The sequence below is a fragment of the Streptomyces sp. XM4193 genome, from assembly GCF_023072595.1.
In the GTDB taxonomy this organism is placed as follows: domain Bacteria; phylum Actinomycetota; class Actinomycetes; order Streptomycetales; family Streptomycetaceae; genus Streptomyces.
In genome coordinates this window covers 72882-95677 of the sequence record NZ_JALLGK010000001.1, presented here as the reverse complement: position 1 = coordinate 95677, position 22796 = coordinate 72882, and the positions used below count along the sequence as shown (strand labels likewise).

23 protein-coding genes are annotated in these 22796 nt (G+C 70.2%); 8 read left to right on the top strand and 15 right to left on the bottom strand.

The window, feature by feature from the left end:
• Positions 1-3: 3 nt before the first annotated feature.
• A complete protein-coding gene (locus MTQ01_RS00375; protein ID WP_247486277.1) occupies positions 4-1461 on the top strand; it encodes a hypothetical protein in 1458 nt (485 codons plus the stop codon).
• 334 nt (positions 1462-1795) lie between these two features.
• Here the strand turns inward: MTQ01_RS00375 and MTQ01_RS00370 are convergent, their stop codons facing one another.
• Positions 1796-1942 (bottom strand): hypothetical protein, encoded by a 147-nt coding sequence (locus MTQ01_RS00370; protein WP_247486276.1) that lies wholly within the window; start codon positions 1940-1942, stop codon positions 1796-1798.
• 7 nt (positions 1943-1949) lie between these two features.
• Between MTQ01_RS00370 and MTQ01_RS00365 the strand changes: the two genes are divergently transcribed.
• A complete protein-coding gene (locus tag MTQ01_RS00365) occupies positions 1950-2924 on the top strand; it encodes a hypothetical protein (protein WP_247486275.1) in 975 nt (324 codons plus the stop codon).
• Between the two features lie 104 nt (positions 2925-3028).
• On the opposite strand, the gene MTQ01_RS00360 is transcribed toward MTQ01_RS00365, so the two are convergent.
• The 4 genes from MTQ01_RS00360 to MTQ01_RS00345 all read right to left on the bottom strand — a co-directional run bounded on the left by MTQ01_RS00360 (position 3029) and on the right by MTQ01_RS00345 (position 7050).
• Positions 3029-4195, bottom strand: coding sequence for a hypothetical protein (locus tag MTQ01_RS00360; protein ID WP_247486274.1), 1167 nt, complete (start codon positions 4193-4195; stop codon positions 3029-3031).
• Between the two features lie 67 nt (positions 4196-4262).
• Positions 4263-4682, bottom strand: a complete 420-nt coding sequence (locus MTQ01_RS00355; protein WP_247486273.1) for a hypothetical protein — start codon at positions 4680-4682, stop codon at positions 4263-4265.
• 269 nt (positions 4683-4951) lie between these two features.
• A complete protein-coding gene (locus tag MTQ01_RS00350; protein WP_247486272.1) occupies positions 4952-5539 on the bottom strand; it encodes a TetR/AcrR family transcriptional regulator in 588 nt (195 codons plus the stop codon).
• Entirely contained in the window at positions 5536-7050 is a 1515-nt protein-coding gene (locus tag MTQ01_RS00345) for a 3-hydroxyacyl-CoA dehydrogenase (RefSeq protein ID WP_247486271.1), read from the bottom strand. Before MTQ01_RS00345 ends, MTQ01_RS00350 begins: the two co-directional genes overlap by 4 nt.
• Positions 7051-7288: 238 nt before the next feature.
• Between MTQ01_RS00345 and paaN the strand changes: the two genes are divergently transcribed.
• Positions 7289-9004, top strand: a complete 1716-nt coding sequence (gene paaN, locus MTQ01_RS00340) for a phenylacetic acid degradation protein PaaN (protein ID WP_247486270.1) — start codon at positions 7289-7291, stop codon at positions 9002-9004.
• Positions 9005-9233: 229 nt separating this feature from the next.
• Positions 9234-9674 carry a VOC family protein gene (locus MTQ01_RS00335; protein ID WP_247486269.1) on the top strand — a complete coding sequence of 147 codons (441 nt, stop codon included), beginning with the start codon at positions 9234-9236 and terminating at the stop codon, positions 9672-9674.
• A 17-nt stretch (positions 9675-9691) separates the two neighbouring features.
• On the opposite strand, the gene MTQ01_RS00330 is transcribed toward MTQ01_RS00335, so the two are convergent.
• The 5 genes from MTQ01_RS00330 to MTQ01_RS00310 are packed head-to-tail and all read right to left on the bottom strand — an operon-like array spanning position 9692 to position 12019.
• Positions 9692-10513: an APH(3'') family aminoglycoside O-phosphotransferase gene (locus MTQ01_RS00330; RefSeq protein ID WP_247486268.1), complete on the bottom strand. Its 822-nt coding sequence runs from the start codon at positions 10511-10513 to the stop codon at positions 9692-9694.
• A 57-nt stretch (positions 10514-10570) separates the two neighbouring features.
• Positions 10571-10765, bottom strand: a complete 195-nt coding sequence (locus MTQ01_RS00325) for a DUF397 domain-containing protein (protein ID WP_247486267.1) — start codon at positions 10763-10765, stop codon at positions 10571-10573.
• 17 nt (positions 10766-10782) lie between these two features.
• Positions 10783-10980 (bottom strand): DUF397 domain-containing protein, encoded by a 198-nt coding sequence (locus MTQ01_RS00320; protein ID WP_247486266.1) that lies wholly within the window; start codon positions 10978-10980, stop codon positions 10783-10785.
• 17 nt (positions 10981-10997) lie between these two features.
• Positions 10998-11195: a DUF397 domain-containing protein gene (locus tag MTQ01_RS00315; RefSeq protein WP_247486265.1), complete on the bottom strand. Its 198-nt coding sequence runs from the start codon at positions 11193-11195 to the stop codon at positions 10998-11000.
• Complete coding sequence (locus MTQ01_RS00310) at positions 11192-12019, bottom strand: helix-turn-helix transcriptional regulator (protein ID WP_247486264.1); 828 nt, start codon at positions 12017-12019, stop codon at positions 11192-11194. Before MTQ01_RS00310 ends, MTQ01_RS00315 begins: the two co-directional genes overlap by 4 nt.
• Before the next feature lie 150 nt (positions 12020-12169).
• Between MTQ01_RS00310 and MTQ01_RS00305 the strand changes: the two genes are divergently transcribed.
• Complete coding sequence (locus MTQ01_RS00305) at positions 12170-12418, top strand: hypothetical protein (RefSeq protein ID WP_247486263.1); 249 nt, start codon at positions 12170-12172, stop codon at positions 12416-12418.
• 572 nt (positions 12419-12990) lie between these two features.
• Here MTQ01_RS00305 and MTQ01_RS00300 read toward each other — a convergent pair.
• From MTQ01_RS00300 to MTQ01_RS00290, 3 genes are all read right to left on the bottom strand, one after another.
• Positions 12991-13122 (bottom strand): putative transporter small subunit, encoded by a 132-nt coding sequence (locus MTQ01_RS00300; RefSeq protein ID WP_247486262.1) that lies wholly within the window; start codon positions 13120-13122, stop codon positions 12991-12993.
• A gap of 10 nt (positions 13123-13132) precedes the next feature.
• Complete coding sequence (locus MTQ01_RS00295; protein WP_247486261.1) at positions 13133-14851, bottom strand: sodium:solute symporter family protein; 1719 nt, start codon at positions 14849-14851, stop codon at positions 13133-13135.
• An 803-nt stretch (positions 14852-15654) separates the two neighbouring features.
• Entirely contained in the window at positions 15655-16485 is an 831-nt protein-coding gene (locus tag MTQ01_RS00290; RefSeq protein ID WP_247486260.1) for a phosphatase PAP2 family protein, read from the bottom strand.
• 287 nt (positions 16486-16772) lie between these two features.
• On the opposite strand from MTQ01_RS00290, the gene MTQ01_RS00285 reads away from it, so the two are divergent.
• Positions 16773-17519 (top strand): type 1 glutamine amidotransferase, encoded by a 747-nt coding sequence (locus MTQ01_RS00285; protein ID WP_247486259.1) that lies wholly within the window; start codon positions 16773-16775, stop codon positions 17517-17519.
• Positions 17520-17624: 105 nt separating this feature from the next.
• Here the strand turns inward: MTQ01_RS00285 and MTQ01_RS00280 are convergent, their stop codons facing one another.
• Both MTQ01_RS00280 and MTQ01_RS00275 read right to left on the bottom strand, forming a co-directional pair.
• Positions 17625-18737 (bottom strand): aminotransferase class V-fold PLP-dependent enzyme, encoded by a 1113-nt coding sequence (locus tag MTQ01_RS00280; RefSeq protein ID WP_247486258.1) that lies wholly within the window; start codon positions 18735-18737, stop codon positions 17625-17627.
• A gap of 731 nt (positions 18738-19468) precedes the next feature.
• Entirely contained in the window at positions 19469-19831 is a 363-nt protein-coding gene (locus tag MTQ01_RS00275; protein WP_247486257.1) for a hypothetical protein, read from the bottom strand.
• A gap of 253 nt (positions 19832-20084) precedes the next feature.
• Here MTQ01_RS00275 and MTQ01_RS00270 point away from each other — a divergent pair, with 253 nt between their 5' ends.
• Complete coding sequence (locus tag MTQ01_RS00270; protein WP_247486256.1) at positions 20085-21839, top strand: histidine kinase; 1755 nt, start codon at positions 20085-20087, stop codon at positions 21837-21839.
• Positions 21836-22618 (top strand): response regulator transcription factor, encoded by a 783-nt coding sequence (locus tag MTQ01_RS00265; protein ID WP_247486255.1) that lies wholly within the window; start codon positions 21836-21838, stop codon positions 22616-22618. The genes MTQ01_RS00270 and MTQ01_RS00265 overlap by 4 nt, the downstream gene beginning before the upstream one ends.
• Positions 22619-22796 lie beyond the last annotated feature (178 nt).

Genomic DNA, 22796 nt, shown 5'->3' with positions numbered 1-22796 from the left:
GTGGTGTCGGTGCAGGCGGACGAGGAGGCGCGGCTGCGTCGGCGTGCGCGTACGGGTTCGTACACGGCGCTGGCGGGGGTCGTGGGTTTCACCGTCTGTCTGCTGGTGCGGTTCAGCACGGTGTTGCCGCGGTGGGATCTGTTGGCGATGCTCGCGGTGGTGGGCGTCGGGGCGGCGATACGGATGCACGCCCTGCGCGCCCGAGTGCTCAACTCCTCGGACCCGGCCCGGCAGTTGCGCCCCGACGCACCGTCGCAGCCGCCGGGCTTCCGTGCCGAGCAACGCCTGTGGTGGCCCCGCCACAAGTCCGCGACGGCTGCGGTCGTCTTCTGGCTCTGCGCCGTCCCGGTCACCCTGCTGGCGCTTTCCGCGGGGCAGACCACGGGTGTTCTGGAACGGGTGCGCAGCAGCGACTTCAGGATCGCCGAAGTCACTGTCGTTCGGGAGGAGACGACCACGCACCGTCCACGTACCAGGGCCAAAGGGGAGAGCACCTCGATATCGACCGTGGAGATCACGGCGAAGACGCGGGCCGACGGTCGGGGACAGCTCCTGGAGGGGACCATCCGCCGCGCTCAGAACATCTCGGTGGTCGAGGGCGGGCGGATCTGGGCGATGTACGTACCCGCCTCCTCACCGTCCCCCACCGAGGCAGTGTTCGCGACCGAACGCAGCAAGCTGGAGGACTGGGCGGGCGGTTGGACGAGGAACCCCGGACACCTCGGTTCGGCTCTCATGCCCGCTCTCGTCCTCGTCGTCCTCCTGCGGCTTCTGCGCAGGGGAAGTCTGGACGGCAGAGGACAGGAACCGGTCGCGCTCCAGGTCCACACCGGACGAGCCCGCGCGTTGCGAGTGCGCGTCACCGGCGTACGCACTGCGACGCTCAACAAGGGGAACGTCCTCGTGCTCACTGCGGCCGAGGGCGAGCGCGAACTTCTCCTCGGCCGCTGGTCCGACCCGCGACACGTCGCCAACTCGCTGGCGGGACAGAGCGGTTGGCTCTACTGGTCCCGCACCGCTGCGGACCGTCACACTCCGCCGAAGACCGCCCTTCGCAAGGCGTGGCACCTCCTCACTCTCGGCCGTCTGCGCGCCAACGTCGGCCCTGCGGCGCTGGATTCCGCCGTGCTGGTCCTCGCGGACGGGCGCTATCTGCGCGGCCGTACGCCCCGTACGCTCGACGGGCCGATGCCGGCGGGTCGAATCGTTCCCCGGCGGCATCCCGACGAGTGCCCCCAAGTGCGCCCGCTGGAACCGCGTTTCCTCCGTCTGCCCGCCCTTCGTCCGCGTGCAGTGCTCCTCTGGATGCCCGGTCTGCTGATGCTGCTCGCCCTGTCGGCCCTGCCGTTCGGCGACCTCACGACGTACTGGCAGCTCTACACCTTCCTCCCCTGGGCGGTCGTCATGGCTTCGGGTTATGCCTCCTACCGCGCTGCGACCGGTTCGGGAGCCCGGCGGTGATCCGGCGTGCGTCGACGGATGTGTCCGGTGGCGAGCCGAGGTCGGATGCCTCGCAGTCCGCCGAGGGGCGGATCCCCGGTGGGGCGACGGCAGGGGCGTGGCTGGCGCTGGCCGGAGTGTTCGGCTTCACCGTCTGTCTGCTGGCGCGGTACGCCGCGGCGCTTCCCCGCTGGGATCTGCTGGCCATGCTCGCTGTGGCGTGCCTGGGGGCGGCACTGCGAGCCCTCGCCTTGCGCAGGCCGGTTCGCCGCGAACCCGCCGGATGTGGGTCCGCATCACTGCGACCGCAGGGATTTGCGGCGGAGCCGGCGGCAGGGTGGCCGGACCGCAAACGTCAACGCACCGCCGTGCTCTTCTGGTTGTGCACGGTGCCGGTGGTGGTGCTTGCGGGATCGGCGGCCCAGACGACGGGACCGGAGAACCGGGTCCGCGGTGCCGCGAGCACGGCTGTCGCCGAAGTCACCGTGCTCCGGGTGGACACGACGAGGGTGTCGACTGCGCAACGGACCTTCCGCATCAGGGCGAACACGAAGCCCGACGGCTCCGGCCGGTATCTGGAGGGGACCATCGCGCACGCCCACAAACGTGTGTCCGTGCACTACCGCGACGAGGTCTGGGCCAGGTACAGAACCGACGTGGCCTCCGGCGACGCGATCATGGCGTTGAGCCGCGGCGAGCTGGAGGAGAGAAGCGGCGGTTGGAGCCGGAGCCCGGAGCCGCTGCTGCTCGCTCTCGTGCCGGCAGGGGTGGCCGGCGCCCGATGGTGGTGGGTGCGTACCCGCAGGTCCGACCGGGCAGGTCGGGGGCCAGTGGCTGCCGCCGTGCACAACGGACGGGCTCGTGCACTGCGGGTACGGGTCAGCGGCCACCGGAAGTCCGCTTTCAACAAGGGGCGGGTACTCGTTCTGACCTCGCTCCGCGGCGGCGAGCGCGAGCTGCTGCTGGAACGCTGGGTCGACACCGACCGTGTGGCCGAGACTCTCTCCGGATGCGAAGGATGGCTCTACTGGGAACCCCGGGCCGTTCGGGGACCGTCACCGTCCTCCGTCGGAGTGCAGCACGGCGATGCTCCGCGCAGCCTCGGACCGAGGATGCGTGACAGCGGCCGTCCCGCACTCGATTCCGCTGTGTTCGTACTCGCCGACGGGAGTGCCCTGCGCGGCCGTACGCCGTCGGTGCCGTCGGAATCGATGCCCGAGGGGGAGCGGGTGCCTCGGCTCCCCGCGGAACGCTGCCCGCAGGTCCGACCCCTCGACGGGCGCGTCCTTCGCAGGCCCCGACTGCGCCTGACCGCGCTCCTGGCGGGGCTGCCCGGGGCGGCCGTGCTGCTGGCGATGCTCGTGGTTCCGCTCGGTGACCCGGAGCAGGTCTGGTCGATGAGGCTCATGCTCCTCGCTGCCGCGGTGCTGATCCCCTGCTTCGTGCACAACCGGCTCGCCGGCCGCGCGTGGGCCAGACGGTGAGTTGCGCCCGCGGTGGTGCCGACACGATCGGTGCCACGGCAGACCAGGGCGCCCCGTGATTGTCCTGCCATGCGCAGGCCCTGGGCGTGGGACCGCTGGTGGCCTCAGACCGCTCGGTGGTCGTAACTGTTGCCGGGAGTCGGGAAGTTCGTGATCTTCGAGAGCTCCTTCTCCAGATCGCTGGTGCTGGACCCCTCGATGGTGTTGAGCACTGCGAAGAGGGCGCTGAGACCGAGCACCACTTCCGTGTACCTGCCCAGCATCTGCACGATGTCCAGGGCGATGGAAGCGGCTGAGGCTCCGGTCAGTACCAGGCCCACTCCCGTGCTTGCGGCGGCTCCGGCCACCGCGGCCTTCAGCGCAACCTCGATGGCCTTGTCGAGGATTAGAGTGATCGCCAGCTTGAGCGAGTTCACAAATGCAGCGATATCGGTGGCCAGGGCCTCGTAGTTGGCAATCAGGCGATCGAAAGCATCCGCGAACTCGTTGAGTTGCTGTGTCAGTCCGTTGAAGTAGTGCCAGCCGGACGCAGCTGCTTTCCCCTGCCAGCTGGTGCTCAGAGTCTCGTTGCCGGACTCGATGTTCTTCGCCACGGCGACACAGAGGTTTCCGATGCGCTCCCAGGTCGCCTCCACGTCAGCGAACTTCCCCCAGTCACCTGCGATCATCTGGGCGAACTCGTCGAGCACGTCGAAGTCGAAGGCGAGCTTCAGGCCCTCGTTGAGGAGGGTGGATGGACTTGTCAGGTCGAGCACGAACCCCACGCCGTCTCTGAGTGCTCCCAGCGCACGTCCATTGGCCAGATTCTGGCTGAGGCTGTCCGAGCGGGCCCCGACAACCGCTTCGTATCGATCTTCGAAGTGTCCTTCGACCTTGTTCAGTGCATCCCGTGCGGATTCGCGATCGTTGAAGCCCTGGGTATTCGCTCCGGGGCTCGGGCTGGGAACCTTGGAGAGTCCACCAGGATAGGTGGAATCGACCTTTCGAGCCTCTTCCTCGTCTGTCCTCCTGTAGTAATCGGCGGATTTCCTCAGCTCCTGGGCTGAGCTCGCGAGCACCCTTTCGTATTGATTCAGTGCTGTTTCGACCCTGCTGCAAATGCTCTTGTGCTGGGTCAGAATTCCTTTCCAGAGCTGACTGCCTCCGCTTATCTTGTTGTGCTCGTTGTCCTCTTTGCGTACGTGGTTCGCGCCTGCTGACATGTCGTCCTTGGCGCGGCCGATCATTTCGCCGTATGCCTTGATGTCTGCTGCGTTGACCTTGAAGCTCATTCGGGTCCACCGGGGGTCGCGGGTGCGGTCGGTCCGGGCGTGCGGGGCGTGTGGTGACGGCGAGCTGTTACAGCGTCCAACCGCCGCTGTGGCGGGGCGGGTTGCCGCCGTTGCGCTTGCGTTCCTCGGCGGCGCGCTCCTCGCGGAGTTCGCGTTCCTGCTGCTCGTAGTCGCGCTGTCCCTGTGCGGCCAGTTCCTCGCGTTCGGAGTCGGAGAGTTCTTCCCACTTCTCCTTGAACGGCTGCATCCCCTGGACGAGTGCCTCGGAGTACGCGGGCACGGTGACCGCCTGGCGGAGTCCGATGCGTCCGGACAGCACCTCTCGGGCCATTTCCTGGGTGGTCTCTCCCGCTCCGCCCTCGGCGAGTTTTTCGAGAGTGAGTCGCAGGTTTCTGGCGCCCACCGGGTCGTTCTGGGTGAACTCCAGGAAATCGTCGTCGCCGAGCCACTGCTCGTCGTTTCCCCGGCCCTTGTTCTGGCTGTCCATGATCTTTCCCGTCCGCGATGGTCCCCCGGTCGAAGGGCAAGGCTATCGGGGCGGGGTGAGCGAGTGGCAAGAGGAGTTCGAGCGTGAGCGGCAATATCGGGCGTTTCGGCTGGACCCGAAATACGTGCTCAATTCGGTGGCGTTGTGGCGCTCCGGGAATCTCAACTCGGGGTCATGGCAACGGAGTTGTGAAGAGGACGGAACACTGCGGTCGATACGACGCGCACCGTGGTGCCGGGTGCCGGGTGCCGGGTGCCGGGTGCCGGGTGTCAGGTGCGCAGGCCGGCGAAGGCGAGCTTGACCACCGCCTCGGCGACCTCTTCGCGGGCGGAGACGGAGCCGAGTTCGGGGCGGTACCACTCCACGATCGAGTTGATCATTCCGAAGAGCAGCCGGGTCGCCAGTCGCAGGTCGACGTCGGCGCGCAGGTCGCCGTCCGCGGCGGCGTGCTTGAGGAGTTCGGCGACCTGGTGGTCGAACTCGCGGCGCCGCGCCATCGCCCAGCGTTCGGTGTCGGTGTTGCCGTGTACGCGCAACAGCAGGGTGACGTACGGGAGTTCGGCCATCAGCACCTCGGCCGTGCGCCGTGTCACGTACTCCAGGCGGGCGACGGGTCGGCCCTCGCCGGCGCCCGGTTCCTCCAGGATCGCGAAGAGTCCGTCCAGGGCGCGGCTGAGGGCGCGGCGCAGCAACTCGTCCTTGCTGCGCACATGGTGGTAGATCGAGGACTTGGAGATGCCGGCCGCTTTGGACAGGTGCTCCATCGAAGTGCCGTCGTAGCCGCGTTCGTTGAACACCTGCACCGCGACGGTGAGCAGTGAGTCCGGGGTGTAGGTGTCGCGTTTGGGCATGGTCATGATTCTGCGCTCCTTCGCCGGAGCAGGGCACGCGAGGGTGCGTAACGGCCGGTCGGATGTTCGGTGTGCAGATGGCGCAGCACGTCGACGGTCCACTCCCAGCCGAGGGCGGCGCCCCAGCCGAGGGGCCCGCGCGGGTAGTTGACGCCCAGGCGCATGGCGGTGTCGATGTCCTCGGGGGTGCCGATTCCGCGTCCGGCCGCGTCGGCGGCGAAGTCGACCAGCATCGCGACCGTGCGGGCGACGATCATTCCCGGTGCCGGTTCGATGACGCTGACCTGCTTGCCGAGTGCCTGGAACAGGCCGATGGCGTCGGCCAGTTCGGACGCCGGGACGGTGTCGGCGGGGGCGAGCGCGATGCGGGTGGCGGTGCGGTAGTCGAGCGCGAGGTCGAAGTGGATGTCCCGTCCCTCGGGGGCGCGGCCGTCGGCCAGGCAGAGCCGTCCGCCGCCGGGCAGCAGCAGCCAACCGCCGTACGCATGGGGGCTGTTGTGGTCCTCCGGTGTCGCCCGGTCGACCGGGATGCCCGCCTCGGCGAGCAGTTCGGTCAGCAGCTCCGCCGGGCCGAGTCCGCCGTGTACGCCGACCCTGTCGGGTGGGGGGCAGGGCTGCGCGGTCTGCGGTTCGGGGCGTACGGCGTGCTCGCCGTGGTCGTACCAGCCCTGCCCGGACTTGGCGCCCAGCCGGCCGGACTGCACCAGGCGGCGCTGGGCGAGGGACGGGGTGAACTTCACGTCCTGGAAGAAGGACTCCCACACGCTGCGGGTGACGGACTCGTTGACGTCCTGCCCGATGAGGTCGGTGAGTTCGAACGGGCCCATCCGGAAGCCACCGCTCTCCCGCAGCACCGCGTCGAGCGTTGCGGGGGAGGCGATCCGCTCCTCGAGGAGGCGGAAGGACTCGGCGTAGTAGGGGCGGGCGACCCGGTTGACCAGGAATCCCGGGGTGTCGGCGCAGCGCACCGGGGTCTTGCCCCAGGCTGCGGCGAGTCGGTGCGCGCGGTCGGCGGCGGCCGGGTCGGTGGCGTGTCCGCTCACCACCTCCACCAGCGGGAGCAGCGGCGCCGGGTTGAAGAAGTGCAGTCCGAGGAAGCGTCCGGGGCGGCGCAGCGCGCCCGCGACGGCGGTGACGGAGAGGGAGGAGGTGTTGGTCGCGAGCAGGCAGTCGTCGGTGACGATCTGCTCCAGAGCGGTGAACAGCTGCTGTTTCGCGCCGAGTTCCTCGAGTACGGCCTCCACCACCAGTTCGGCGTCGGCGAGTTGCGTCATGTCGGAGGAGTCGGGTACGGGGTGCAGCCGGGCGGCGGCCTCGGTGCGCTGCGGCTCGCTCAGCCGGCCCTTCTCGACCAGCCGGTCGAGCCGTCGGCCGATCGCCTCGGCGGCCTCCGCGGCCCGACCGGGCGCCACGTCGTGCAGCCGTACGCGGTGACCGGCCAGCAGGGCGACCTGGGCGATGCCCTGTCCCATCGTGCCGGTGCCGACGACCGCGACCGTCCCGAGCGTGCCCTGCATCCTGCCCCCTGCTGTCCTCGCGTCTGCTGCTTCGTGCCGGCTTGTCGCTGTGCGGGACGCTGCCAGCTAGCGCCGAGGGCCGCACCGGTGGCACACGGACCTGCGGCATGCGGACCGGCCCCGCTGCGTGCGACTCGTCGGACCCTCTTGTCCCGACCGATCGTTCGGTTACTCTAGCCGGGGAACACAGCCCCCGCCCACCCGTCACCCCGGACGCTCGACGAGGAGATGGTCCCTGATGGCCGCCGCGCTCACCGCACCGCAGTTGATCGAGAAGCACCGTCCCACCCTGGACCAGGCGCTGGACACCATCCGCAGCCGGGCGTACTGGTCGCCGCACCCCGAGCACCCCAAGGCGTACGGCGAGGAGCACGGATCGCTCGGTCCGGCCGAGGGCAAGGCGGCCTTCGACGCACTGCTCGGCGGACGCTTCGAGATCGACCAGCCCGGCACCGAGGGCTGGGTGGGCGGCGAGAAGTCCCCGTACGGCATCGAGCTGGGCATCACGTACCCGCGGGCAAACCCCGACGTACTGATTCCGGCCATGCGCGCGGCGATGCCGGACTGGGTCGCGGCGGGAGCGGAGGCCAGGGCGGCGGTCTGTCTGGAGATCATCGCGCGGATCAACGCCCGTACGCACGAGTTCGCCCAGGCCGTCATGCACACCAGCGGGCAGGCGTACATGATGGCGATGCAGGCGGGCGGCCCGCACGCGCAGGACCGCGGAATGGAGGCGGTCGCCTACGCCTACGTCGAGCAGGTGCGCACGCCCGACACGGCGCTGTGGTCCAAGCCGCAGGGCAAGCGCGACCCGCTGCACCTGGACAAGCGCTTCACCCCCGTACCGCGCGGTGTCGCGCTCACCATCGGCTGCAACACCTTCCCCACCTGGAACGGCTACCCGGGCGTCTTCGCCTCGCTGGCCACCGGGAACGCCGTCCTGGTCAAGCCCCACCCGCACGCCGCGCTGCCGCTCGCACTGACCGTACGGGTCGCCCGCGAGGTGCTGGCCGAGGCGGGGTTCGACGCCAACCTGGTGGCGCTCGTCGCCGAGGGCGAGGGTGAGGACGGCGCCGCGGGGAACACGGGCATCGCCAAGGAGCTCGCGCTCCACCCCGAGGTGCGCATCGTCGACTACACCGGCTCCACCGAGTTCGGCGACTGGCTGGAGGCCAACGCCCGCCAGGCGCAGGTCTACACGGAGAAGGCCGGCGTCAACACGGTCGTCATCGACTCCACCGACGACTACCGCGGGATGCTCGCCAACCTGGCCTTCTCGCTCTGCCTCTACAGCGGCCAGATGTGCACCACCCCGCAGAACCTGCTGATCCCGCGCGGCGGCATCGCCACCGACCAGGGCGACAAGAGCTACGACGAGGTCACCGCCGACCTCGCGGCCGCCGTCGACAAACTGCTCGGCGACGACGCCCGCGCGGTGGCGATCCTCGGCGCGATCGTCAACCCGGCCGTCGAGGGCCGCGTCAAGGAAGCCGCCTCGCTCGGCGAAGTCGCCCTGGAATCACGGGCGTTGACGCACCCCGAGTTCCCCGGCGCGACCGTCCGCACCCCTGTGGTGGTCAAGCTGGACAGCGCCGCCGCGGACGCCGCCGACACGTTCCTGAACGAGTGCTTCGGCCCGGTCTCCTTCGCCGTCGCGGTCGACTCGACCTCCGACGCCGTAGCGCTGCTGCGCCGCACGATCCGCGAGAAGGGCGCCATGACGGTCGGCGGCTACACCACGGACGCCGCCGCCGAGAAGCTGATCGAGGACGCCTGCCTCACCGAGTGCGCACAGCTCTCGCTCAACCTGACCGGCGGCGTGTACGTCAACCAGACGGCCGCGTTCTCCGACTTCCACGGCAGCGGCGGCAACCCGGCCGCCAACGCCGCGCTGTCCGACGGCGCCTACGTCGCCAACCGCTTCCGCACCGTGGAGGTCCGCCGCCAGGCGTAGCCCACGCGCGTACGCCCCGCCGGCCCGCCCGGCCCGGCCCGGCCCGGCCCGGCCCGCCCCGCCTTCCGCCGGTCTTCGGACTGTGGAGGGGCGGGGCGGCGTGGTGGAGAGTCGGGCGTGGCACGGGTGACGCGGGATGTCTCGTGTGGCGCGTCGGGCGGGTCCTCCGCGTACGGTCGATCGTCGGGTTCGGTGGAACTCCCGGCGGGAGTGCGGGAGGCTGAGACACATGGTCTCGGTACTGCAGAACGTGGCGATCGACTGTGCCAACGCCTATGAACTGGCCCGGTTCTGGAGCGCGGTGACAGGACGCCCGCTGGACCCGGAGGACGGGCCGGGGTCCCGGGAGACGGCCGTGTTGCTGGCCGAGGGGCCGGTCCTCTACTTCAACCAGGTTCCGGAGCCGAAGACCGTCAAGAACCGTCTCCACCTCTGTCTGCGGCCCGAGACCTCCCGCGACCGGGAAGTGGAACGGCTGTTGGGGCTCGGTGCGCAACTGGTGGCCGACCGCCGCAACCCCGACGGCACCGGCTGGGCGGTGCTCGCCGACCCCGAAAGCAACGAGTTCTGCGTACTCCGCAGCGCCTCCGACCGGGCGGCGGAAGGAGAGGCGGCGGACACAGAGGCGGCGGAGGCAGCGGCGGCAGAAGGAGAAGCAGCCGGCTCGTAGGGGCGCGGGAGTGCGGTTCAGCCCCAGGTGAGCGGGTCCAAGTGGAGGTAGAAGGCCAGGCGTTCGGGGTCCGGCACGAGGCCGTACCGATCCGCGAACGCCCTGTCGGCATCCACGGCCCACTCCTCGTCCGGCCAGGTCTCGCGCGAGTTGGCCAGCAGCAGCGCCAGATCGGCGTGGCGGTCGGCCGCCCCGAGACGCCCGAGGTCGATGAGGCCGGACACGGTCAGGGACCGCGGATCGACGACGATGTTCGGCAGGCAGAGGTCGCCGTGGCAGACCACCGTGTCAGCGGTCTCCTGTGCCAGACGTTCCGGCAGCTGACGTTGAATCCGGGCCAGCAACTCCCTTGGCGGCGACTGCTGTTGCTCGACCGGCAGGAACTCGGGGTTCACGGCGTCACGGCCCACGACCTCGGCCGCCAGGTCGACGACAGTCCCCAGACTCCGCCGGAACGGGCACTCGGACGCGGGAACGGCGTGCAGCGCTCGCACCGTGTCGGCGATGCCGGCCCAGGCGCCGTTCAGCTCCCGGGCGGACAGCCGGTCGGCGGTCACGCCCGCAACCGCGCTGGTCACCAGGCATGCGCCCGTATCGCCGGAACGCCAGTCCAGCACCCGGGGGCCGGGGGTCACGTCCTGGCTTCCCAGCCAGACGAGACGATCGCGCTCGCCCTCCAACTCGGCTGCGGAGCAGGGCGGGACGCACTTCGCGTACCGGTCGCCCTTCGTGCTGCGGAAGACCCGAGCACCGGACTCACCCGCCTCGACACGCTCCCAGCCCTCGCCGTCCCCGCCGGGCGACGGGAGCAGGAGAGGACGGCCGCGTTCCTCGTTCATCACGGGCTCGCTCCGTTGACGCTCATACAGACGGCCACGACAACTGGCCGCGCGACGCTACGACTTGAGGTGCAGTACGAACAGCGTCCATGCCTCCGCGGACACCGCAAGCGAAGGCCTCCGTACGTCCTTGCTGTCGCGCACCGGTACGACGCCGGTCGCCGCGACCGACGGCGCCCATTCGAGGCAGTTGTCGCCGCCGTTGCCGCTGTAGCTGCTCTTGATCCAGTAGGACAAGGACTCGGTGGACATGAGCAACTCCTCCTCGCTCAGAGCGACTTGAGGTGTCCAATGAAAACCGCCCACGCGCGCGTGTCGACGGACAGGCCCGGCCGCCGTACGTCCTTGCTGTCGCGTACCGGTACGACTCCGGTGGTCGCGGTGGCAGGTGCCCATTGCACACAGCTGCCGCCGCCGTTGCCGCTGTGGCTGCTGCTGATCCAGTGTGTCGGGGATTCAGTGGCCATGCGCAACTCCTCTGCGCTTAGTGCGACTTGAGGTGCTCGATGAAGATGGTCCAGGCGTGTGTGTCGACGGTCAGGCCCGGCCGGCGGATGTCCTTGCTGTCGCGTACCGGTACGATGCCGGTCGCCGCGGTGGCAGGTGCCCATTCGAGGCAGTTACCGCCGCCGTTGCCGCTGTAGCTGCTCTTGATCCAGTCGGACTCTGTGTTTGCGATCATCCGTACTCCTTCAAGATGTTCTTCAAGAACTCGCCTGATTCCTGAGGCGATAGAGCTGATGCCCTCAGAAGATCGTAGCTTCGTTGTCGCTCCTGCACGGCTAGACGATCCTCGATCAACGTACCGGTGGAGATCGACTCTTCGTAGGCCACGCGTGAGCCGTCGTCCAGAACCATCAGGGTCAAGGTGCCCCCCATGAGGGCGTGACCTCCGTGGGCGAACGGTAGGACCTGAATTGTCGTTGACGGTGTGAGTGTCAACTGCCGCAGGTGCTCGAGCTGGTCCCGTATGACTGCCTGGGAACCGAATGGCCGTCGAATGGCCGCTTCATCCAGTACCAGCGCGAGGTCGTTGACGGATGCAGGGCCGAATCTCTCTTGCCTGCTCAGCCTGGCGGTGACGAGCTCGTCCACTTGCTCGGCCGTAGCCTTGGGGTTGGCCAGGATGAACTGGGCTCTGGCGAACGCGGGGGTCTGTACGAGCCCCGAGATGATTTGCCCCGTGTATTCCTGGAAGAGCACGGCCCGTTCTTCGAGTTCCATGCGGCGGCGGAACTGGTCGGGGTGGATCTCCTTCTTCGCCAGCCCGTAGAGCCGGACGAAGAGGCCGCCGGTTTCGAGAAGCGTGTCCAGCGACGTGGGAAGGTCGGGAGGAATCATGCTCTCGGCGGTCTCGTACCGGGCCAGGCTGCTCTTGCTGGAGGCGAGCGCGACGGCCATCTGCTCCAGCGTGTAGCCCTTGTCCTCTCTCAGCCTGCGCAGTTCCGAGCCGAAGAGGTGGCGGGCGGAACGGTCGGGGGTCAGGTCTCTCGTACGCGCGGGCATCACAACTCCTGTTCCCAATCGGACAGTTGGTACATCACGCGCTTTCCATCGTAGCTGCGTCGCGTAAGCATGGGGGCACAGAAAGTGAAACCCCCGCGACGGCGGCAACCGTCCGGGGGTGTGGTCAACAGCTGCAAAGGGAGCGCTGACGTGACAGATCGTACCGAGAGGGTGTTGGGCGGTGCAGGCGATGGTTCGGCCGGCCTTGAGCGGGAGGCAGGCGGTTCTTCGCCAGTGGTTCCGCGGCTTCTCGCCCCCGGCTTGGTGGTGCTCGACCTGCGGGTGGAGCGGGTGGGCGTGGTGCAGGAGGCCGGGTGCGAGACCGTCTGGCTCCGCCCGCGCAGTGGCGGTCGTGAGTGGGAGGCACGTGCCGAGGACCTTCGGGTGGCCGGCACGTGATCGCCGAGGGGCGGGGGACGCGCGCGGTCGCGGCGGTGGAGCGGCTTCGCGCGGTGCTGGGTGACGCAGGCGTCTGTCTGCCCGAACTACGAGTTGAACCCTGCGTCTGGGACGTCCCGGAGATCGATGGGCCGGCGCGTGCGGTGGAGCTGGGGCAGGTGTTGCCCGAAGTCGCCGACAGAATCGCCCACTTGCTGGAGACGGGACTACGAGCCGAGCGGGAACCTCTGCGTCGGCGGCTGCGGGAGGTGAACGAACGCACGGCGAAACGCGGCGAGTTGTGGCGACGGTGACCAACACCCGTTGTGCGACTCGTGGTTGATGCAGCGCGGTACGGCCGCCCCCGAGCGCCCGTACCGCGCTGTCGCGCCACGAGCAGCGAGCGCGACCGTCCCGCCAATGGTGAGCGAACTGCACAACGCCCGGACTGAATCCGGGCGTTGTGCTGAGTTGGCCCCGGCGCTCGGTCCTCGACAGTCGGCACCGGGGGCGAAGCCCGACTGTCGCCGTGAACGCCTGAGATGTGGCGGCCACCGTGCGGTACGGGCGTGGTGGCCGCCGACGTCGACCGCTCAGATCATGGGCTTGCCCTCGCGTCGGGCGGCGGCCCACTCGCTCATGAAGGCGCGACAGATCACGAACAGCACACCGGCCACGATCATCGGCCACACGAGGACGTATGCGGTAAGGACAGCACTAGTCACGGTCTCTCCTCTACTTGGGCTGTGCGGTGTCGGTCGTGTCGGTGGTGTCGGCCGGGCCGTCGGTGTCGGGTCCGTCGGCCGGGGTCTGCTCGTCCGCCTCGTCGAAATCGCCGGTGCGCTGGGAGAGGACGGCGAAGTCGAAGGACTCCTCGCGGCGTACGGACATCGACCAGCAGACGATCGTGCTCACGGAGTAGGCGACGAGGGAGCCGCACAGCGTGGCGTACTCGTGCAGCGAGCCGATGGCGAACGGTGCGGACGCCAGCGCTGCCACGGTGCCGACGATCTTCGCCGGTTTGGCGCCGACGAAGCCGAAGACCATGAGGCCGAGGACGACGCCGATGCCGATGACCGACAGCACGTCGACCACGATGCCGAAGAGGCCGTCCGTCGGGATCCAGGAGAACCGGACCGGCAGGAACACCGCGAGCGCCGAGGTGACCGCGGTGGTGAACGCCCGGCCGCTGACCTTGTCCCAGTAGAAGCTGGCCAGGACGGGGAAGACGAGCGCGCCCCAGAGCGCGCCGACGAACACCAGCAGGTCCAGGATGCTGAGTTGGAGGCTGGCGAAGGCCACGGCGACGGCGGTCGCGACCACCATCGTCAGCCGGCCGACCAGCAGCATCGTCTTGGGGTTGGCCTTCTCCTTGCCGGCCACGTTCTGGCCGTAGACGTCGGCCATCGTGATCGAGGACAGCGCCGAGAGGTCGGAGTCGGCGGTGGAGGAGAGCGCCCCGATGATCATGATGAAGAAGAGCGCCAGCAGCACGGGCGGCAGATACTCGGCGGCCATCTCGGGGATGAGGTTGTTCAGGTCGCCGTTGGTCGGCTCCACGCCGAGGTAGAGGGCGAGGACACCGAGCATGCCGATGCCGATCACCATGGCGCCGTAGCCGACGGTCGCGGTGATGAAGGTGGGCTTGATCAGGGACTGCTTCACGGCGAAGAGCCGCTGGGCGATGGTCTGGTTGCCGATCGCGTAGGCGAGCACCGCGGCGATGTAGGGCGCGCCCTGGTTCATGAAGGCTTCGCTGGAGAAGAAGTTGCCCTGCTGCGAGGTCAGGTTGTCGGCGCCGCTCTCGAAGACAGCGGGGAATCCGGCGGCGAAGAAGATGAACGGAACGATCACCACCACGGCGCCCAGCATGGCCACGACCTGCACGAAGTCGGTCAGCACGGAGGCCCGGAAGCCGGACCACAGGGTGTAGAGCAGAACGCCGGCGGCGACGGTGAAGACGCCCTGGATGAAGTTGAACGGCGAGAGCAGCGAGATGAGGACGCCGCCCGCGATGAAGTTCGACATCAGGCTGATGACGCTGCCGACCACGTTGGAACCGGCCAGCATCAACTGGCTGGAACGGCCGTGCCGGGCGTACATGACCTCGGCCAGCGTGTGCGCCTTCGGGGCCACTTCACGGATGCGCTTGCCGAACGGGTAGATGAACAGAATCATCAACGCGCCCCAGAGCCCGTAGTGAATGGGCCCCGATATTCCGTAGGTGTATCCCGAGGTGGCCGACGCGTACATCGAGGAGGCCCATATCCAGGTCGCCGTCATACTGGCGGCCGATATGCCGAACCCGACGTTGTTGCCGGCGGTCATGTAGGCGTCCGCGTTTTCGTTCTTCTTGCCGATGCGGCTCGATATCAGAAAGGTCCCCCCGTAGAAGAAGACCAGAAGACCGATTACCACCACGGCGCTGAAACCTGCGGTCTCCGCTCCGTTCACACGCGCCACCTCCCTTTGGATTTGTGGAGCCCGGCAGGCAGCCGTGATCGGGCCGCCGACCCGGCTGCGAACACACCCCGTAGCGCGGTCGGCGACCGGGGAGGCTCCGTCCCGGCGACGCGAACTCCGGCGCCGGGGCGTACATAAAAAAGACAGACCCTTTGAGTCTGCAAACCGTCGGCACGTTAACAGCTTGATCCGGTCGGCCCGGCCGGGGTCTGTGTCGGTGGCTCGGAGTGCAGAAGTTCGCGTTTCATGACATTGCGGGAGAGTGCTCGGGTGGAGGTTTGGGTGGTACTGGCGAAAAGTGATGTATTGCAGGGTCTTTGCGCGCGCCCGTTCACAAGTCACAAGTGCGACGTCAAGTTCCGTGCGGTGTAGTAAAGATCACCGGTGTCGGTGGCGCACCGTCGGTCGCGGTCGCGGTACGGCCTTGGTTGCGATTACCGAAGGTGATCGGACGCCCGGGGGCGGGTGATCATCAGGAGGTGATTCGGTCCGTGAAGCGCGAGAAGTGGGCGGATCGGGCGGAGCGCTGTTGTGGGGCGCTGTGGCGCCGCCCGGATGCGGTCGGGTCGGGGTCGGGTCGGGGGCAAGTCGGAATCTCGCGCCGCGGCCGTCGGTGTTTCCGCCGGGGGTCGGTGAAGGGGGTCGGTGAATTCGGTGCGGGGAGAGTGTTGTTGGGGAATTGGGGCGGGGTTCTTCGTTGTTTCCGGGCTCGCGGAATTCCGCGCGGCCCCCAGTGCGCCCGTCGAGGGGATGATTGTGGACGGTCGTGGCCCGGGAGCGGAATGGGCGTGTTGTCAGCGGCCGGGTGCGGCGGTGCGGTCGGAGGGGCCCGGGCCGTGCCGGGTGACGATCGTCCAAGTCGCGATCGACGCACAGGCGACACCGGTGCCGAGCAGCGCTCCGGCCAGCGTGTCCGTCGGCCAGTGGACGCCGAGGAACATCCGGGTGAAGCAGACGCCGATGACGGAGACCGCGGCCACGACGACGGCCAACACCCACCACACACGGGCCACTTGGGACCGGCGCGCCAGCCACAGCAGGAGCACTCCGCTCGCGGCGGCGGTCATCGCGTGGCCCGAGGGGAGGGCGTGGAGAGAGGCCGAGTCCACGGGGTGCTCCCACACCGGCCGCTCGCGTCCCAGCGCGAAACGCAGGGCCGTTCGTCCTCCCCACTCCAGCGCGCTGGTTCCCGCCACCCACAGGCCGAGGTACCGCTGCCCCCGCGCGCAGAGCAGGATCACGGCGACCAGAAGCAGAGCCCGCATCGTCCACGGGTCCCAGAACCAGTCGGTGAGGATCCGGTTGGCACGTGTCAATCCGTCGTGTTCCAGAGCCAGTTGGTGCAGCTGAGCGGCGAGGTGCCGGTCCGCGCGCAGCAGTGGCTGCCAGCCTGCGGTGACCAGGGCCATCACCGCTGCCGCCCCGGCGATCAGTACGGCCGCGGCCTTTCCCGCAGGCTCGGCGAACCACTGGGCGACGCGAGCGCCGAAGCCACCGCCCGCACCCGACGACGCCCCCGGCGAGGCCGACGCACCTGTGGCGGTGAGCGGTGCGTCCCGGGGCGGTGAGGCGGGTGAGGAACCAGGTTCGGACGGGGCGTTGGGGGAGGTATCGCTGCCCGTCATCCGGTGACTCCAGGGGTCGGTCGGTCGCGGCCCGTCTGTCGCAGCGCTCTGCCGCACCCGGCTGGGACGAGCCGCCGCGGCAATCGCGGGGCGGGGGCGGAACACTGTACGGGACGCTTCCCGCGCTCCCGGCGCACCCGCGGTCCCCGGCGCGAAGCGACCCGGCCCCGGCCGGTGCGTCGTCTCCGGGGACGTACGCCGTGCTCCGGGGACGTGACCCGTCTCCGGGGACGTGCCCCGTACTAGGGTCGGTTGGCCCTGGCCCCGTGTTCTCGGAGGACGAAGAAATGACCGCCGGCCTCTCGCCGTCACCGCGTGTGCTCGTCGTCCGCAACTCCGAGGGCAGTGCGCCTCGGCGCCTGCTGCCCTGGCTCGCCGAGGAGGGCGTGACCTGCGAAGAGGTCGAGGGACCCGACGTACCCACGGCCGCGGACGGCTACGACGGCGCGGTGCTGCTCGGCGGCGGCTTCATGCCGGACGACGACCTGCGGCGGCCCTGGTTGGCGCGCGAGCGCGCTCTGGCCCGTCATGCCGTCGACGAGGGCGTACCGCTGCTGGGCATCTGCCTGGGCGCGCAGCTGTTGGCGGTCGCGCGGGGCGGTACGGCGGCGAGCAGCCACGGCACCCCTGAGCGCGGCTCGTGTTCGGTGCAGCTTCTCGGCGAGGCGAAGGAGGACGAACTCCTGAACGACCTGCCCGCGCACTTCCCCGTGATCCAGAACCACCGTGACCAGATCACCGAACTCCCGCCGGGGGCGGTGCACTTGGCACGCAGCGAGGCATGTCCGGTGCAGGCGTTCCGGGTGGGCGACCGGGCGTGGGGTGTGCAGTTCCACCCCGAGGTGGACGCCGCCCGACTGGCCCAGTGGGACGAGAGCGCGCTGACGGAGGAGGGCCTCGACCTGGACGCGCTGCGCGCGAGGGCGGAGCAGGCCGAGCCCGAAAGCGCCCGCGCCGCCCGGCAGTTGGTGGCCAACTTCGCGGCAGTGGTGCACACGTACGCCGCCGGGCGCCGCAGCCCGACCGTCGGCTGACACCGCCGCACCGGTGAGCGCTCCGCACCGGTGAGCGCCCCGCACCGGTGAGCGCCAGCAGCAGCGTGCGTGCGGGGCACACGACTCACGGTCGGTTGGGGTGGGTCAACTGCGCAGTGACGCAAGGGCTTTGGCCACCTGCTCGACGACCGTCGGCGGGGTGGAGGCGTGCGGGGAGAGCCGGAGCGAGTCGGCGCGCACGGTCGGCGTGACGCCTTCGGCGTGCAACGCCTCGGCGACGCGGGCCGGTTGGTGGCCGGGGAGGGTGAAGGAGAGGATGCCCGCCCGGTGCGCCGGGTCGGTCGGGGAGAGCAGCTGGGCGCCGTACTCCCGCACCGTGTCGGTGAGTTCGGTGATACGGGCGGAGACTGCCGCCTCGATCGCCGGCACGGTGTACCGCTCCACCACTTCCAGGGCCGCGACGAATGAGGCGGCCGTCACCGGGCTGAGATTGGTGATCGACCAGCGGCCCGCGTTCGGGGCGGGCGGGTGCTCCTCGCCGTCGAAACGGGCGACGTCCTCGACTCCGGTCCACCCGGTGAGCACCGGCTCAAGAAGTTCCAGCGCGCGGTCGGAGAGGACGGCGAAACCGGTGGACCAGCCGGCGCGAAGCCACTTCTGCCCGCCCGTGACCACCACGTCCGCCACCTCCCACGGCATCGCCGCGACCCCGAACCCCTGGATGGCGTCCACGATCAGCAGCCGGTCCGGACCGATCACCTCGCGGAGCGCGGCGAGATCGACCCGGAAACCGGTGCGGAAGTCCACCGCGCTGACCGAGAGCGCCACCACGTCGTCGGTGAGCGCGGCGCGGACCAGTTCCGGTGTCACGCCGCCGCCGGGCCCCGGTTCGAGCCAGCGCGCTGTGCTCCGCCCCAGCTCCGCCGCGCGGCGCCACGGGTAGTGGTTGGACGGGAACTCGGTGCGCGACACCAGCACCGTGCCCGCGCGCACCCCGAGCGCGGCGTGGAAGAGGCCGGTCGAGGTGTTGGGCAGCAGCACGGTGTGCTCGACGTCGCTGCCCGCCAACCGGGCAGCGGCCTGCCGCGCCCGGCGCTCGGCCTCCATCAGCCCGTTCACGGTGGTGTGGTCGGCACGCGCCGACTCCTCCGCCGCCCGCGCGAGCGCGGCGACCGCCTCCCGGGACGGCGGGCCGAAACGCGCGAAGTCGAGATAACCGGCCGGGGCGTCGAAGTGGTCGGCATACGAAGCGGACACGGAACACGTCCTTTCACGGCGGAACGTACGGGCTGCGGAACGTACGGGCGGTCGGGCTGCGGAACGTACGGGCGGTGGGCGGTCGATCCGCGGAACGTACGGGCGCAGGTCGGTCCGCGGTTCGTGGCTGAGGGAACGGGCCGGGTGCGAGGCACGGGCGTACGCGCCCCACGCAGGTCGTGAGACCCGTCCCGTCGTGTCGCACGCTACGCCTCGTGCGCGGGTCTCCGGCAGGCGCCCGCCTCCCCCTCCCGATCTCGTGCGCGCGTCCGCCCGCGCCCGGTCGGTGCCGAGGCGCGGTCGGACCGGCCACGGATTCCGTGTGCATCTTGCCTGTTCTTACCGGTGGTTCCTGTGCAGAATGAGCAATAACGAGCTCAGGCTTAGGAGTTCGCCACCCCCCAGCCGCCAGCGCGGCGGCGGCGGAACACACCCACCGCCGCGCTGGCACACCAACCGGGGTCGCCCGCAGGCGAGTTGCACACCGCTCGGCTCTTCAGCCCCGTGCACCACCGTCCTGCTTCTCTGCGCCGCCACGCGCCGCACTCGCCACCGCCGGAGTTGGTACTGCGCCGTGTGCGTGTCGAACGCACGGCTCGTGCCGAAGAGCCGGCCGGGGTGCGTTCACGATGCCGAGGCACGGGCCGCACGGCACCGGTGGCCGATACGGTCGCGCCGGTTCTGCCGAGCTGCCGGCAGCCGGAAGTGGGTCGGGGTCGAGGGTGGGGCGCTCAGCCGGCTTGGGTGGCGAGTTGTTTGATCTTTTCGAACGGGTAGCCGCCGATCACCGCCACCACGAGCAGATACGCGGCCAGTACGGCCAGCGGCAGCAGGTCCAGCTCGCCGCCGTCCGGGTCGACGATCACCCGGTAGAGCGGCAGCAGCGGGGCCGCGCTCAGCGCTGCCGCGCCGGTGCACCAGAAGGCGACCAGGCTGTGCGCGCGAGCGAGCAACTGCCGGTCGGCACAGACCGCTTCGGGGATCTCGAACCCCAGGAAGCGGTCGGCCACCGAGCCGCGGAAACCGATCACCGCCAGCATCAGATACACCACGGCCATCACCGTGAAGCCGAACAACAGAAACAGGGCGACCATGGGAAGCCTTCGAACGCGCGGGGGGTGGGTCCGGCGACCGCCGGGACGGGACCTCACATCTTCTGCCCCGATTCGGCGTTCGCACGCCCTCCCCCGGCACGACCTCCGCCCCCGCCGACCGGCGGGGCCGCCCCGCCCGTACGCCCCGCGCCGCCCCGCCGACCCCCGCCGCGGGGTGTCTCTCCCGAAAGTCGGAGGGCGGGTCCGACTCAGGACGCAGGGAATCCGGCGTCGGGCCCGTGACAATTGACCCATGCCCCGCACCATCCGAAGTCCCTTCACCGCGCCCGGCGAACAGGGCGGGAAGTGGTGGCGTGCGGCCCTTGAGGGGGTCGGCGTCGGCGTACCGCTGGCGCTGAGCGAGGTGGCGGTGCACGAGGCGAGTGCCGGTTTTCCGCTGCCGGTGCTGCTGGTGCTCGGTACCGCCGTCATCTGCCTCTTCGTGGTCCGCCGCCGCTTTCCCGCGTCCAGTCTGCTCGGCATCGCCGCGCTGCTGTCGGTGCTGCTGTCGGCCGGTCTGCCCGCGGCGATGGTGTCCTACGGCGCCACCCGGCAGATGGTGCCGTCCCGCAGACGGATGCTGGTGCTGCTCGGTTCGGCGGTGCTGCTGATCGTGCTCAGTACGGGACTGGCGCCGCTGATCGGCATGGGCGGCCACGGCTACGGGCTGGCCATGGGCTCGGTCTTCGCCACCACGACGATCATCGTGCCCGGCCTCGTCGGTACGGCGGCCGGTCAGCAGGACCGGCTGCTGGAGGCGCTCAAGGAGCGCGCGGCGGCGGCCGAGGAGGCCCGTCGGCTGGTCGACAGCGAGTCGCGCACCCACGAGCGTTCGCGGATCGCGGCCGAGATGCACGATCTCGTCGGGCACCGGCTGTCGCTGATCTCGCTGCACGCGGGCGGGCTGGAGATGGCGCTCGACAAGCAGGCGCCCGAGCTGCGCGACGAGGCCACCGTGGTGCGCCGCGCGACCGGTGACGCGATGCGTGAGCTGCGTGAAGTCCTGGGCGTGCTGGGGCCGTTGAGCCGCGACACCGGTACGGCGGCGCTGACCGACACCACCGGTACGCGTTCCGACATCGAGGCGCTGGCCGAGGAGTCGCGCCAGGTCGGCATCCCGGTCGAACTCGACTGGGACGGTCCCGACCTGGACAGCCGTTCGGCCTCGGTGCGGCGCGCGGTGCACCGGGTGGTGCGCGAGTGCCTGACCAATGTGCACCGGTACGCCACCGGGGCCCGGGTCGCCGTGACCGTCCGGCACACCGAGGAACGGATCGACGTCGAGGTCCGCAACGGTGTTCCGCCCAAGCCGCCGACGGCGAGCACCGGTCTGGGCTCGGGTCGCGGGCTGCCCGGCCTGCGGGAGCGCGTCGGGCTGCTCGGCGGTTCGCTGGAGGCGGCGCCGACGGCGGGCGGCGGCTTCGCGGTGACCGCGCTGATCCCCACCGAGCCCGATCCGAACGCCGCGACCGGCGACCCCGACCGGCCGGACGGCGGGGGCGGGCCGCACGAGAACGCGTACGAGGCCGGCGGGCAGGGCGCACACCCCTCGCGCGGCAGACAGTTCCTCGACCGGTTCCAACGGCGCTTCCTCGCCGCGCTGACCGGGCTGCTCGGCCTGACCGGGGTCGGGGTGATGATGCTGTTCGGGGCGGTGCTGGTCGAGGAGGCCAGGGTCGCCGACCAGCCGGTGGCGCGGGAGGATCCGCGGCTCGGGATGACGATGGACGAGGTCACCGAGTCCGTCTTCGGCGACAGCGCCGAGGTGCGGGCCGCGGCCACCGGCAAGGAGCCGCCGCGTCCGGACTTCGTGACCAGCTGCATCTATCCCACGGTCGGGACCGAGGAGTTGCCCGAATGGGAGTACCGCTACTCCTCGGAGGGCGCGGAGTCCGAGACGACCCATCTGCGGATCACCCGTTACTGCTTCCGGGGCGAGAGACTGGCCGACATCGAACGTTTCATCGTGCCGTTGGTGTCGCGGACACCACCCTGGGAGACCCCATGACCGATCAGACCGCGCCCGCACCGCCCGCCTTCGACGCCTCGCGTCCGATCCGGGTGCTCCTCGCCGACGACGAGGAGATGATCCGGCACGGCGTACGGCTGATCCTGCGTCACGCCGAGGGCATCGAGGTGGTCGGCGAGGCGGTCAACGGCGAGGAGGCGGTGCGGGTCGCCGCCGAGACCCGACCCGATGTGGCGCTGATCGACATCCGGATGCCGGTGCTCGACGGACTGGCCACCATCGAACGGCTGGTGGCCCTCGATCCGCGTCCGCAGGTCGTCATGCTCACCACCTTCGGCGACGACGACAACGTCACCCGGGCGCTGTGGTCCGGCGCGACCGGGTTCCTCCTCAAGGACGACGGCCCGCAGGAGCTGATCACCGCCGTACGGGCCGCGGCGGGCGGCGACGCGGTGCTCTCGCCGGGGGTCACCGGCGCGGTCATCGCCCGTATGCTGCGCGGCGGTTCGCGCACACCGGCCACCGCGCCGACCGGCGGACCGGCGGGCGGCGGGGCCTCCCCGGCCGGCAGTGGACCGGCCGGCGGCGGACCGGGCGGCGGCAACAGGCCCGCGGACCGCCTGACGGGCCTGACCGAACGCGAGCGCGAGGTCCTGCTGCTGCTCGGCCGCGGGCTCGCCAACGGCGACATCGGCCGCCAACTGGGCATCGGCACGGGCACGGTGAAGAGCCATGTCAGCGCCATCCTGGAGAAGACCGGCACCGAGAGCAGGGTGCAGGCCGCGCTCCTGGCCTACCAGGCCGGCCTGGTCGACTGACCCCGCCCGGGACGCCGCCGGGCCTCCGCCCCGCCCGGCACCGCCCTGTCCCGCCCGGCACCGCCCTGTCCCGCCCGGCGCCGCCCTGTCCCGCCCGGGACGCCGCAGACGCGCCCCGACGGCCCCGGGCGGCGCACGAGGCGCGGCGTACGGCGCGGGACGTACGAAGCGCTCGGGG

Coding starts and splice junctions, on each gene's coding strand:
- MTQ01_RS00360 (WP_247486274.1), bottom strand. CDS start 4,195: ATGAGCTTCAAGGTCAACGCAGCAGACATCAAGGCATACGGCGAAATG.
- MTQ01_RS00355 (WP_247486273.1), bottom strand. CDS start 4,682: ATGGACAGCCAGAACAAGGGCCGGGGAAACGACGAGCAGTGGCTCGGC.
- MTQ01_RS00350 (WP_247486272.1), bottom strand. CDS start 5,539: ATGACCATGCCCAAACGCGACACCTACACCCCGGACTCACTGCTCACC.
- MTQ01_RS00345 (WP_247486271.1), bottom strand. CDS start 7,050: ATGCAGGGCACGCTCGGGACGGTCGCGGTCGTCGGCACCGGCACGATG.
- paaN (WP_247486270.1), top strand. CDS start 7,289: ATGGCCGCCGCGCTCACCGCACCGCAGTTGATCGAGAAGCACCGTCCC.
- MTQ01_RS00335 (WP_247486269.1), top strand. CDS start 9,234: ATGGTCTCGGTACTGCAGAACGTGGCGATCGACTGTGCCAACGCCTAT.
- MTQ01_RS00330 (WP_247486268.1), bottom strand. CDS start 10,513: ATGAACGAGGAACGCGGCCGTCCTCTCCTGCTCCCGTCGCCCGGCGGG.
- MTQ01_RS00325 (WP_247486267.1), bottom strand. CDS start 10,765: ATGTCCACCGAGTCCTTGTCCTACTGGATCAAGAGCAGCTACAGCGGC.
- MTQ01_RS00320 (WP_247486266.1), bottom strand. CDS start 10,980: ATGGCCACTGAATCCCCGACACACTGGATCAGCAGCAGCCACAGCGGC.
- MTQ01_RS00315 (WP_247486265.1), bottom strand. CDS start 11,195: ATGATCGCAAACACAGAGTCCGACTGGATCAAGAGCAGCTACAGCGGC.
- MTQ01_RS00310 (WP_247486264.1), bottom strand. CDS start 12,019: ATGCCCGCGCGTACGAGAGACCTGACCCCCGACCGTTCCGCCCGCCAC.
- MTQ01_RS00290 (WP_247486260.1), bottom strand. CDS start 16,485: ATGACGGGCAGCGATACCTCCCCCAACGCCCCGTCCGAACCTGGTTCC.
- MTQ01_RS00285 (WP_247486259.1), top strand. CDS start 16,773: ATGACCGCCGGCCTCTCGCCGTCACCGCGTGTGCTCGTCGTCCGCAAC.
- MTQ01_RS00275 (WP_247486257.1), bottom strand. CDS start 19,831: ATGGTCGCCCTGTTTCTGTTGTTCGGCTTCACGGTGATGGCCGTGGTG.
- MTQ01_RS00270 (WP_247486256.1), top strand. CDS start 20,085: ATGCCCCGCACCATCCGAAGTCCCTTCACCGCGCCCGGCGAACAGGGC.
- MTQ01_RS00265 (WP_247486255.1), top strand. CDS start 21,836: ATGACCGATCAGACCGCGCCCGCACCGCCCGCCTTCGACGCCTCGCGT.